The organism is Gordonia mangrovi (assembly GCF_024734075.1).
Taxonomy (GTDB): Bacteria; Actinomycetota; Actinomycetes; order Mycobacteriales; family Mycobacteriaceae; genus Gordonia; species Gordonia mangrovi.
The window spans coordinates 1,348,636-1,360,498 of the sequence record NZ_CP102850.1 but is presented as its reverse complement, the minus strand read 5'-3'; the positions used below and the strand labels follow the sequence as shown (position 1 = coordinate 1,360,498).

General features: G+C 67.3%; 12 protein-coding genes. 4 read left to right on the top strand and 8 right to left on the bottom strand.

Annotated elements, in window-relative coordinates; genetic code table 11:
* Positions 1 to 90 precede the first annotated feature (90 nt).
* Positions 91 to 693: a TetR/AcrR family transcriptional regulator gene (locus NWF22_RS06330; protein ID WP_160900110.1), complete on the bottom strand. Its 603-nt coding sequence runs from the start codon at positions 691 to 693 to the stop codon at positions 91 to 93.
* Positions 665 to 1,102: a PaaI family thioesterase gene (locus tag NWF22_RS06325; RefSeq protein WP_160900111.1), complete on the bottom strand. Its 438-nt coding sequence runs from the start codon at positions 1,100 to 1,102 to the stop codon at positions 665 to 667. The genes NWF22_RS06330 and NWF22_RS06325 overlap by 29 nt, the downstream gene beginning before the upstream one ends.
* Positions 1,103 to 1,216: 114 nt before the next feature.
* Between NWF22_RS06325 and NWF22_RS06320 the strand changes: the two genes are divergently transcribed.
* Positions 1,217 to 2,638, top strand: coding sequence for a cytochrome P450 (locus NWF22_RS06320; protein ID WP_373691982.1), 1,422 nt, complete (start codon positions 1,217 to 1,219; stop codon positions 2,636 to 2,638).
* On the opposite strand, the gene NWF22_RS06315 is transcribed toward NWF22_RS06320, so the two are convergent.
* The 4 genes from NWF22_RS06315 to NWF22_RS06300 form a co-directional block, all read right to left on the bottom strand.
* Entirely contained in the window at positions 2,592 to 3,386 is a 795-nt protein-coding gene (locus tag NWF22_RS06315) for a cytochrome c oxidase assembly protein (RefSeq protein ID WP_258321343.1), read from the bottom strand. The genes NWF22_RS06320 and NWF22_RS06315 overlap by 47 nt on opposite strands.
* A 44-nt stretch (positions 3,387 to 3,430) precedes the next feature.
* On the bottom strand, positions 3,431 to 4,006 hold the full coding sequence (locus NWF22_RS06310; protein ID WP_160900113.1) for a DUF2243 domain-containing protein: 576 nt from the start codon (positions 4,004 to 4,006) through the stop codon (positions 3,431 to 3,433).
* A complete protein-coding gene (locus NWF22_RS06305; protein ID WP_160900114.1) occupies positions 4,003 to 4,377 on the bottom strand; it encodes a hypothetical protein in 375 nt (124 codons plus the stop codon). The genes NWF22_RS06310 and NWF22_RS06305 overlap by 4 nt, the downstream gene beginning before the upstream one ends.
* Before the next feature lie 86 nt (positions 4,378 to 4,463).
* The gene (locus tag NWF22_RS06300) at positions 4,464 to 5,285 is read right to left on the bottom strand and encodes a crotonase/enoyl-CoA hydratase family protein (protein ID WP_160900115.1); all 822 of its coding nucleotides are present in this window, start codon (positions 5,283 to 5,285) and stop codon (positions 4,464 to 4,466) included.
* A 70-nt stretch (positions 5,286 to 5,355) separates the two neighbouring features.
* On the opposite strand from NWF22_RS06300, the gene NWF22_RS06295 reads away from it, so the two are divergent.
* From NWF22_RS06295 to NWF22_RS06285, 3 genes are all read left to right on the top strand, one after another.
* Positions 5,356 to 7,017, top strand: coding sequence for an acyl-CoA synthetase (locus tag NWF22_RS06295; RefSeq protein ID WP_160900116.1), 1,662 nt, complete (start codon positions 5,356 to 5,358; stop codon positions 7,015 to 7,017).
* A gap of 17 nt (positions 7,018 to 7,034) precedes the next feature.
* Positions 7,035 to 8,183, top strand: coding sequence for an NAD(P)H-dependent flavin oxidoreductase (locus tag NWF22_RS06290; protein ID WP_160900117.1), 1,149 nt, complete (start codon positions 7,035 to 7,037; stop codon positions 8,181 to 8,183).
* An 89-nt stretch (positions 8,184 to 8,272) separates the two neighbouring features.
* Positions 8,273 to 9,091, top strand: a complete 819-nt coding sequence (locus NWF22_RS06285) for a DUF1206 domain-containing protein (RefSeq protein WP_160900118.1) — start codon at positions 8,273 to 8,275, stop codon at positions 9,089 to 9,091.
* Positions 9,092 to 9,182: 91 nt separating this feature from the next.
* Here NWF22_RS06285 and NWF22_RS06280 read toward each other — a convergent pair whose 3' ends face one another.
* Complete coding sequence (locus tag NWF22_RS06280; RefSeq protein WP_160900119.1) at positions 9,183 to 10,718, bottom strand: long-chain-fatty-acid--CoA ligase; 1,536 nt, start codon at positions 10,716 to 10,718, stop codon at positions 9,183 to 9,185.
* Positions 10,715 to 11,863 (bottom strand): acyl-CoA dehydrogenase family protein, encoded by a 1,149-nt coding sequence (locus tag NWF22_RS06275; RefSeq protein WP_160900120.1) that lies wholly within the window; start codon positions 11,861 to 11,863, stop codon positions 10,715 to 10,717. The genes NWF22_RS06280 and NWF22_RS06275 overlap by 4 nt, the downstream gene beginning before the upstream one ends.

The window sequence follows — 11,863 nt, the reverse complement described above, 5'->3', positions numbered from 1 at the left end:
AGGACGCCGGTGAGAGTTCGGTATCGGCACATCAGTGACACCGTGCGGGTGGTCTTGCACGCACGGGCGCGCCCACAGCCGCTCTCGCCGTCACGGAAGGTCCGCAGGAACCTCGGCCAGGATCGCCTCGGCGGACCGTAGTGTGAAGTCGCGCAACCACTCCGCCGGCCGGCCGCGGTGGGGGAGGTGGCGCCGCACGGCGGCGTAGGGCAGGTCCACGAGGGCGAAGGTGACGCGATCCATCACCTCTGCATCGGCGCGGCCGAAGCGTCGTCGAGCGTAGTCGCGCACCGCTTCGCGCGTGGCGTGGTTGTGGGCTGTGAGGTCGGCGGCCAGGGTGTCGGGCCACGAGTTCAGCAGGTCGCGTTTGTCGTACTGGAGTAACAGCGTCGATTCACGGGGATGTGCCGCTGTCCAGTCGAAGCAGTGGGCAACCGCGGCCCCGGCCCCCTCGGCGACATCGTCGAGGCGCACGGCGGCGACCAGACCTTCCTGATACCGAACGATGGTGCGCAGCCACAACCGGGCCATCAATTCGTCGCGAGTCGCAAAGCGGTGATACACCGAGCCCGACGGAGCCTCGATCGCCTTGCCGACAGCGGTTGCGGTGGCCGCCGCGGGGCCGGATTCGATGACGATCGCCAGTGCCGCGTCGAGGATCTCGTCACTGCTGAAGCGCGGTTTTCGGCCCACGACTCCGAACCATGCTCGTGCCCTGCGCGGCGGCGACCACGCGCCGGCCCCCGTCCGCGTCGACGACGCTGATAACGCACCGCGCAACGGCTTTCGTGCGTCCTGCGTGCACGAGGGTGGCGTGGGCGACGAGTTCGCTGCCGGTGCGCGCGGGCGACAAGTACTCGATCGAGAACCCGCTGGTGACGATATCGGGACCGAGGCCGAGCGCCGCGGCATAGGTGAGCGCGTTGTCGGCGAGGTAGCTCAACACCCCGCCGTGGATGTAGCCGTACTGCTGACGCAGATCGTCGCGGACGTCGACGGCCAGCGTCACCCCGTCCTGGTCGAGCTGGGTCAGCCGAGCGCCGATCACCCGGCTGAATGGCTGGGCCTCGAGCACGGACTGCGCAAACTGCAGATCCATCATTTATTGGAGACTGCTCTCTATTACGCGATGTGTCAAGAGGGTGGGGTTACGGGATCGACAGAATCCAACCCTGGGTGGATTGACATCGCCCGCGCCCGGGCGCAGGGTCGAATCGTGGTCAGGACAGTGAAGAACGACTGGTCGGGGCAAACCTTTCCGCACGCCGGCCGACGCAAACCGATCATCGGCGACCTCGGTGTCTCGAGCCCGCGTCATCCGATTCTCGATCTGCTGGAGTGGGGCGCCGACCTCGGACCCATCTTCGAGATGCGGATCTTCCGGCAGAACTTCGTGTTCGTCTCCAGCGCCGAGCTCACCGCCGAACTGTGCGACGAGACCCGATTCTGCAAGGCGCTGCCGCCGGCGATCACCGCGTTGCGTCAGTACGCCGGGGACGGACTGTTCACGGCCCAGAACGACGAACCCAATTGGCAGCTCGCGCATGAGCTGCTGATGCCGGCATTCACCAAGTCGGCGATGCAGTCCTATCACCCGATCATGTTGGCCACCACCGATGAACTCTTCGACTACTGGCAACGACAATCCGGCCCGGTGGACGTCACGCAGTCGATGACGAAACTGACGATGGAGACACTGAGCCGCGCGGCGTTCAGTCACGACTTCGGGTCCTTCACCAGTGCACAGCCGCATCCGTTCGTCGGCGCGATGATCCGTGCTCTGGAGACCGGACGGCGCAAGGGTGGTCTGCGGACCGCCCCCGGCGGATCACTGCTCGGCAGGTTCATCGACCGGCGCAATGCCGGCGAACAGACCTACGTCGACGAGATGCTCGATGCTCTCATCGCCGAACGGTCGGGCTCCGCCGACGATCACGATCTACTCGGCATCATGCTCAACGCGTCGCACCCGGAGACCGGGGAGCGATTGTCACCGTTGAACATTCGCTATCAGATCCTGACGTTCCTGGTCGCCGGACACGAGACGACGTCGGGGGCGCTGTCGTTCACGCTCTACTACCTGTCCCGTAACCCGCACTGTCTCGCCGAGGCGCGGCGAGAGGCCGACGAGATACTCGGCGATGACCCGGATGCGGTACCGACCTTCGAACAGATCCCCAAATTCCGCTACATCCGGCGCTGCCTCGACGAGGCGCTGCGCATCTGGCCCACCGTCCCCGGCTTCGCCCGTGCTCCGCGCGAGGAGACCATGGTGGGCGGTAAATATCCGATGCGCCCGGAGGACTGGGCGGTGATCGTGCTGGGGCTGGTGCATCGCGACCCGTCGGTGTGGGACGCCCCGGACGTCTACGACCCAGACCGCTTCCTGCCGGCCAACGTCAAGAAGCGACCGGCGCACAGCTACAAACCGTTCGGCGCCGGGCTGCGGGCGTGCATCGGCCGGCAGTTCGCGCTGCACGAGTCGGTGCTGGTGCTCGCCCGGATCCTGCATCGGTACGAGTTGTCGGGTGACCCGGACTATGAGCTCGCGGTCGACGAGCGGTTGACGATGGTGCCGCGTGGTTTCCAGCTCAACCTGCAGCCGCGGCGCCATCCAGCCGTGGTGCCGGCGCGCTGATACCGGACGACCGGCGCGGCCGAATGGGCCGATGGGTCTGTCGATGATCGGGTCGCCACGTCAGCAGCAGCGCGAGAGCGAGCAGAATCTCGGCGATGTCACCCCAGTAGTACATCAGGGTCCCGCCGGCCCGGATCTCATCGGCCGGTGCGTCGACGGCGACGAATGCTCCGGCATAGAGCAGTTGGGCGATGACGGCGTGACCAGCGATCGCCACACCCAACACCACCAACCGAACCCGGACCCCTGGCCGCCCCGGCCCCGGATCAGGGCCGGCGATCAGCCACGCGAAGAGATATCCGACCACGAAGAAGTGGATGTGTATCGCCGTGTGCACGATGTCGGACCGCTGCGAGATCGCGAAGAGGGGGCTGAAATAGAGTGCGGCGAGGCCGCCGATGTTGGCGACGAGAAGCACGATGGGGTTGGTGACCAGGTGCGCGGGCGAAGACCGCAGGATGCGGCCGACGAAGCGACCCACCTGCGGCGGGCCCGATCGCAACAGCAACGTCACCGGCGCCGACAACACGATCGCCAGCGGCGCGAACATGCCGATCAGTAGATGGCCGAGCATGTGGCTGCCGAAACCGGGAGCCGTTGCCGGACCTACCGCGACCGCCAGGATGACCATCCCGGCCAGGAAACTTGCTGTCCGCCAGTGGTTCCAGCCGCGAGCCTCACGATGGCGGCGATGCGCGGCCGCGCAGTACACGACCACGGCGACAGCCGCGAGACCGATGGTGGCCACGGTCGCGACCGGAAACGAGGTGCTGCTCCCGTGCGCCAGCACCATCATGTGTCGGCGTGCACGGCGTCGGCCCCTCGTGGCTGAATCGGCCGCGCGGTGCGTTGCAGTGCCCAGCCGCCGACCACCAACAGCGCACCCAGCAACAGGAAGCCGAGATCCCACAGCAACTGGTGCTCACCGCTGCGTACATGGTGAATACGCAGGATGTGATGGTCGATGACGCCTTCCACCAGGTTGAACAGGCCCCAGCCGACCAGGACCCAGCCCCACAGCGCACGCGACGTCCACAAGCGACGGCGTGCGTCGGTGACCCGCGAGTACAGCAAGGCCAGACCGATCAACACCGCGAGCCACGTGAAGGTGTGAAAGAGACCGTCCCACACCGTGTTGATCTCCAGCCCGTGCACGGTGTCGGCCGAGTAGTAGGACACACCGATGCGGTCGTCGTCGGTGCTGGTGAGCATGTGGTGCCACTGCAGCAACTGATGCAGCAGGATCCCGTCGACGAAGCCGCCGAGTCCGACACCGAGCACGATGCCGGGTAGCGCCAGCGTGCGCCTGCGCTCGTCGGCCGGCGAGCCGGTGCGGTCGGTTGTGGTCTCGTGCTCGGCCGCGGTCATCGTGGCTCGTCGAATCCGGGGGTGCGTTGTGCGGCCGCCATCGATCCGCCCGCCTCGTCGGCAGTCTGGCCGCCGATGGCAGCCATTTCGGAATCGCCTGTGCCGTCGGTCTGTAGGTCGCCGTCAGGCACCTCGTCGATGTCGGGCTCTTCCTCGGCGAGCCGCTCGTCGAGTGTCTCGCCCTCGCGTTGCTCGCGTGTGGTGACCCCGGTGCGGTCGGCCGCTGACCACCCCTCGGGTGGATCGATCCCGTCCTCGAGCGGGTCGAGTTGGAGTCGGTCCTCGTCGAGGTCCTCGGCGTCGACGGACGTCGTGAGTTCCGGGTTCACCGAGTCGGCCGGATCGGGGATCATTGGCTGATCGGATGTCATGCGTGCCTCCTCTCCTCTGCGCGAGAGGGGCGTACCCGCTATCGGTGAGCGTCAATCATGGGCGGTGCCCATCGGTGGCCGGTGCATCACTCGCCGGTGAAGACTGGCTTTTCCTTGTTGGCGAACGCCCGCGGACCGACCTTGGCGTCCTTGCTCTTGAACACCGAGATGCCCAGCTTCGACTCGATCTCGAAGGCGTCGAGTTCGTGCATGCCCTCGGTGTCGCGCATCGTCTTGAGGATGGCCTGTACGGCGAGCGGGCCGTTGGCGGCGATCGTCTCGGCGATCTCGAGCGCCTTGTCCAACGCCGAACCGTCGGGCACCACATAGCCGATCAGGCCGTACTCCTTGGCTTCCGCCGCGGTGATGTGGCGTCCGGTCAGCAACAGGTCGGCCGCGATGGTGTACGGGATCTGCCGGGGGAGGCGTACCGCGCTGCCGCCCAGTGGGAACAGTCCCCAGCGTGCCTCGGCCACACCGAACTTCGCGCTCTCGCCGGCGACGCGGATGTCGGTGCCCTGCAGGATCTCGGTGCCGCCGGCGATGGCCGGCCCCTCGACCGCGGCGATCAGCGGCTTGGTGAGTCGACGGCCCTTCAGCAGTGCGGGCAGACTCGCTGGGTTCCAGGTGCCCGCCTCGGCGGTGTCGCCGGGCGAGTTCTGGTTCATCGCCTTGAGGTCCATGCCCGCGCAGAAGGCGCCACCCGCACCGGTCAGGATCGCGACGCGGATATCGGGGTCGGCGTCGACCTGATCCCACGCCTCGACCATGATGCGCATCATCTCCGCGGACAGCGCGTTGCGGGCCTGCGGGCGGTTCATCGTCACGATCAACACATGCCCGCGCTTCTCGACGAGGCAGTCGGGAGCGTGCTCGGTGGCGGTGTCGGAACCGGCAACTGTGGTCATCGAGAGTTCCTCGCGATCTCTGTGCGGATTGCTGCTTGCTCAAAACGATAACACGTTCTAATTTTGATCCATGGCCTACACGATTGCCGACCTCATCGAGCATGCCGTCGATCTGATGCCCGAGCGCACCGCCCTGGAATCCGGCGACCGATCCCGCACCTACGCCGAGTTGGAAGCGCGGTCCAATGCGCTGGCACACAAACTGCGCGAACTCGGTGTGCAACCCGGTGATCGGGTGGGCCTGTACAGCAGGAACACCATCGAGGCGGTCGAGTCGATGGTCGCCGTCTTCAAGGCCCGCGCGGTGATGGTGAACGTCAACTACCGCTACGTGGAGGCCGAACTCGAGCACATCTTCACCGACTCCGGGATGAAGGTGCTGATCCACGAGCGCCAGTTCTGCGAACGCGTCTGCAACACGTTGCCGAATGCACCGTCGATCGAGCATCGGATCGCGATTGAGGACGGCGCCGGGAGCGAAGCGAGCGGGTCGAGTGAACACGGCACCGATGCGACGTTGAGCTGCGAAGGTTACGAGGACACCATTCGATTCGAGGATGCGATCGCCGGGTCATCCACCGAGCGCGACTTCGACGAGCGCAGCAACGACGACCTCTACATGCTCTACACCGGTGGCACCACCGGCAAACCCAAGGGCGTGGTGTGGCGCCAGGAGGACGTGTGGCGTGTGCTCGGGGGCGGAATCGACTGGTACACCAGTGAACCCGTGGCCGACGAGTGGAAACTCGCGCAGGACGGGGCGGCCGGAGGGCAGCTGGTCCGATTCCCGATCCCGCCCTTCATCCACGGCGGATCGCAGTGGGCCATCTTCCAGTCGCTCTTTGCCGGCGGCAAGGCCGTCGTCTATCCCGAGTTCAATGGCGGCGCGGCCTGGGACATCGTCGAACGACATGGGGTGAACGTCATCTTCATCACCGGCGACGCCATGGGCCGGCCGATGATCGAGGCGCTGGCCGAGAAGGACAGCCACGATCTGTCGTCGGTCGTATCCATCGCATCGTCGGCCTGCCTGTTCTCGCCCAGCATCAAGGACCAGTTCGTCGACCGGTTCCCCAACGCGGTCATCGTCGACGCGATCGGGTCGTCGGAGACCGGGTTCGGCGGGATGAGCGTGGTGGCCAAGGGCGCCCCGCACAGCGGCGGTCCGCGGGTCAAGGCAGACAGCGAAACCCATGTGCTGCGTGAGGACGGCACCCCGGTGGAGCCCGGCAGCGGTGAGATCGGTGTGCTGGCGCGTTCCGGGCATGTGCCGTTGCGCTACCACAACGATCCGGAGAAGTCGGCCAAGACCTTCAAGGAGTTCGACGGCGTCCGGTACTCACTGCCCGGTGACCACGCGCAGCTGGAATCCGACGGCACCATCACGATGCTCGGCCGGGGCTCGGTGTCGATCAACACCGGCGGCGAGAAGGTCTTCCCCGAGGAGGTCGAAGGTGCGCTCAAGGCCCATCACGACGTCTTCGACACCGTCGTGGTGGGAGTGCCCGACGATCGCTGGGGTCAGCGGGTGGCCGCGGTGATCGCCACCCGCGACGGGGCCCGGCCGTCGCTCGCCGAGCTCAACGACGTGGTCCGCAAAGAGCTCGCGGGCTACAAATGTCCGCGCAGCGTCTGGTTCGTCGAGGAGATCAAACGTTCGCCTGCGGGCAAACCCGACTACCGGTGGGGTAGCGCGGTCACCGCGCAGCGCACCGCCGACGAGGCGCTGTAGCGCCGGAAAGAGCTGACATGCGTACCGAACTGACCGAACGCTTCGGCATCGACTATCCGATCTTCGGCTTCACCCCGAGCCAGCATGTGGCGGCGGCGATCAGCCGCGCCGGCGGCCTGGGCGTGCTGGGCTGTGTGCGGTTCAACGAGGCAGACGAACTCGACGAGGTCCTCGAGTGGATGCACGAGAACACCGACGGCAAACCGTTCGGGGTGGACATCGTGATGCCGGCGAAGGTGCCCACCGAGGGCAGCAAGATGGATCTGGACTCGATGATCCCGCCCGAGCACCGCGCCTTCGTCGAACGCACCCTCGACGACCTCGGTGTGCCGCCGCTGCCCAACGGCGACCGGGTCAACGCCGGAGTGCTCGGCTGGCTGCACTCCGTCGCTCGATCCCACGTGGACGTCGCGATGGAACACACCCGAAAGTACGGGCAGATCAAGCTGATCGCGAACGCACTGGGTTCCCCACCGGAGGACGTCATCGCGACATCCCACGACAACGGCCTGCTCGTCGCGGCGCTGGCCGGCGCGAAGGAACATGCGTTGCACCACGTGCAGGCGGGCGTGGACATCGTGATCGCGCAGGGCTATGAGGGTGGTGGGCACACCGGCGAGGTCACCTCGATGATCCTGTGGCCCGAACTGGTGGACGCACTGGGCGATTCGGCACCCGTGCTGGCCGCGGGTGGAGTGGGCAGCGGCCGGCAGATGGCGGCTGCGATCGCCCTTGGCGCCCAAGGCGTCTGGATGGGCACCTACTGGCTGACCGCGGCCGAATACAAACTCGGCATGGCGCCCGACGCCGACGGACCCTCCACCGTCCAGCAGGCGCTGCTGAAGGCGACCTCACGCGACACCGTGCGCCGGCGCATCTACTCGGGAAAACCGGCCCGCCTGCTCAAGACCAAGTGGACCGACGCCTGGGACGCCCCCGGAGCACCCGAGCCGTTGCCGATGCCCCTGCAGAACCTCCTCGTCGGCGAAGCACATGCCCGGATCTCGGCGGCCGACGACCCGGAGGTGGTCGCCATGCCCGCCGGTCAGATCGTCGGTCGCTGCAACGAGATCACCCCGGTCGCAGAACTCATCGACGGCCTGGTGACGGAGTACGAGCAGGCGATCGCCCGGATGAACAAAACGTTGACGACGCCGGTGGGCTGAACGTCCGTTTCGTTCCGGGGTGAATCGGATATCCGTGGCGTTGTGCACGCGAGGGCCGATCACCCTCACCCCGAACGGAACGGACACCGATGACCCACAATCAGGCCAAGCAGACCGTCGACCGCGTCACCGACAGCCCGTGGTTCGAGCGAGCGGCGCGCGCCGGCTACATCGTGACCGGTCTGCTCCACCTGCTCATCGCCTACATCGTGGTGCGGATCGCCTTCGGCGACGGCGGTAGCGCCGACAATTCGGGTGCCCTGGCGGTGTTCGCCGGCGAACCGGGCGGTCAGGTGGCCCTGTGGGTGGCCGCAGTGGCGTTCGTGGCGCTCGCATTGTGGCGGCTGGCCGAGGCCATCCTCGGCGGCAAGGCCAACGAGTCCGGTTCGGGAGACGACGGACTCAGCGGATGGTTCGACCGCGGGAAAGCGCTGGCGCTCTGTATCCTCTACTTCGGTCTCGCCTGGTCGGCGGCGAACTTCGCGATGGGGAGCGGTGAGTCGTCGGGCCGGCAGAACGCGAGCATGAGTGCTCGACTGATGCAGCACACCGGCGGCAAGGTGCTGCTCGTCATCGTCGGGCTGGTGATCCTCGCGGTCGGCGGCTACTTCGTCTACAAGGGCGTCACCCGCAACTTCCTCGATGACCTGCGCAGGGGCGGGGGAGAGATCGTCACCACCACCGGCATCATCGGCTACGCGGCCAAGGGCGTGGTCATCGGGGGCGCCGGGGTGCTGGTCATCGTCGCGGCGATCCGCGCCGACCCGACGAAAGCGGCGGGTATGGATGCAGCGGTCAAGACACTCGCCGGACTGCCGGCCGGACAGCTCTTGCTGATCCTCGCCGCCATCGGGCTGGCCGCCTACGGCGTGTACTGCTTCGTGATGTCGCGCTGGGCGCGGATGTAGCCGTTCCGCCGGTATCCGCCTGCGGTCGCAGCGTCGGAACGCGACGATTATTGCCGCGTGGACGCCCTGGTGCCGCGCTGGGATACCGACCTCAGGACGATGAACTGATGGCCGGCGCCACATAGGCCCCGTCACGCCGAACCCAGGTCGGCGGGCCCGATGTCTCGCGCAGCCGGCGTTTGACTGTCTTGAATGTCGCGGTGTCGGGTAGTTCGTGGGTCAGGCGTACCCGGTGCGGCCACTGCTTCGGCCCGAGATCGCCCTGGCGGCTGAGGAACTCGTTGAAGTCTTCGGGGTCGAGGGAGTTGTCGACCACCAACACCGCCTCGATCTCATCGCCGATCTCCACCGGGATGCCGTAGACGGCGACCTGCCGAACGGCGCGGTGGCGCAGCAGGATGCGCTCGATCGGTCCGGTGCCGAGATTCTCCCCGTCCACCCGCAGCCAGTCACCGAGCCGGCCGGCGAAGTGCAGGAAGCCGGCATCGTCGACCCAGCCGAGGTCGCCGGTGTGGTAGATGCCCCCGCGCATGCGATCGGCGGTGGCGTCGGGATCGTTGTAGTAGCCGCTGAACAGCCCGGCACCCGACGAATTGACGATCTCGCCCACCTCGCCGACGGCCACCGGTTCACCCGTCTCCGGGTCCACCACGCACGTCGGCGCGCGCAACGGTCCGAGTGCGTCCGGTGGGGTGTCGGGGGTGCGGGTGATCGCAACGCCGCCCTCGGTGGAACCGAATCCGTCCACGACGCGGCATCCGAACCGGTCGGCGAAACGTGCCCGGTCGCGGGCCGAGGCCTCGTTGCCGTACATGATGCGCAGGGTGTTGTCGGCGTCGTCGGGTGATTCGGGGGTGGCGAGGACATAGTTGAGCGGCTTGCCGACGTAGTTGGCGAAGGTGATGCCGAAGCGCCGGACGTCGGGCAGAAAACCGCCGGCGGAGAAGCGCTCCCGCAATGCGATCGATGCCCCGCCGGCCAGCGCGACCGACCACCCGGCGATCACCGCGTTGGAGTGGAACATCGGCATCGACAGGTAGACGACGTCGTCGCGGCCGATGTCGAAGCGCTCGGCCAGCATCGCGCCGCTCTGGGCGAAGGTGCGCTGGGTGCAGCGCACGGCCTTCGGGTCGCCGGTGGTGCCCGAGGTGAAGATCAGCATCATCAGATCGTCGGGTGCGGGGGTCTCGATTTCGACAAGCTCAATCCAGCGGATACGCCGGCTCGCTTCGCTCGCGCGGCTACTCGACCAGCGGGTGACATCGAGCACCGGAATCCCCGGTTCGACGTCGGCGAGCAGATGCCGACATCGACTGTCGGTCAACACGATCTGACAATCGGACCGGCGGATGTCGGCGGCCAACGCCGCGCCACGTCGCGTGGTGTTGAGCCCCACCAGCACAAACGATCCCAGAGCGGCGGCACCGAGCAGGTAACTGAACTCTGGTGTGTTGTCCATCAACACCCCGACGTGCGGTGGCGCGCCGTCGGGGAGGAGTCCGCGCAACGCGGCGCCGCGCGCAGCGGATTCGGCGACATGCTCACGCCACGAGACGAATCCGTGCTCGTGATGCAGACCGCGGTCGTCGACGTCGGCGATCGTGAGGAGTAGTTCGGCGAGGGTCACACCGGCGTCGCTGCCAGGTCGGCGCCGATCGCCGCCAACACCACGGGTGCCGAACCCAAGGTGAATTCGTTCTGCTTGGCGCGCAGGAAATATCGATGCACCGGGTGGCTGGTGTCGAGTCCCACGCCGCCGTGGACATGGACAGCGGTGTGCGCGACGCGGTGACCGGCCTCGGTGGCCCAGAACTTCGCGGTGGCGATCGCGGTCCGCAGGTCGGCTTTGGTGCCGGTGGGGGCGTCGGAGAAGAAGTTCGCGAGCATCCAGGCGGCCTGGGTGGTGGTCAACGACAGTCCTTGTGCGTCGATGTATCCATCGGCCAGTCGCTGTGCCACCGCCTGGAAGGAACCGATCGCGCGGCCGAACTGCTCGCGCTCTCGGGCATATTCGGCGGTCAGCTCCAACGCGCGAGTCACCACGCCGGACTGTTCGGCGCAGATCGCCAGAGTGAGGCGTTCGGCGACGTCCCGGACGGCCGCAGCACCGCCGTCGAGCACATGATCGGCGTCGACCGTGACGTCGGCGAGTTCCACCTCGCCGGTGGGGCTCTTGCCGGTAGAGGCGGTGTCGGTGATCCGCACACCCGGCGCGTCGGTCGGCACGACCACCGCGAGCGGGCCGTCCGGGCCGGTGGCGTTCACGATCAGGAACTGGGCCGCGGTGGCGTAGGGGACGTTGACCTTGGTGCCGTCGAGGATCACGCGATCATCGGAGATCCGCGCGCCGGCGGTGGGTGCGTTCACATCGACACCGAGGTCCTCTTCGAACGCCACGGTCACGACCGACTCGCCGCCGGCCGCGTGGCGGAGCAGCGATGTCTGCAACGACCGTGGGCCGCGCGCAGCGAGCACCGGCAACGCCGCACAGGCATGCACCCCGAACGGGACGCGCGCCAGTGCGCGACCGAGTTCCTCGGCGACCACGGAGTTCTCGATGGCGCCGAGGTCACCGCCGCGGTCGCCGGCGAGCGCGGCGGGCACCTCGAGTCCGAGCAGCCCGGCCGCACCGAACTCGCGCCAGAGTTCGGTGTCGATCGGGGCGTCGGATGCCTCCAGCTCGGCGACCCGTTCGGGAGTGCTGACCTTGGCGGCGATGTCGCGGGCGAGGCCGCGAATGTCCTCGGCGGTCTCGGGGAGGGTGAAGTCCAT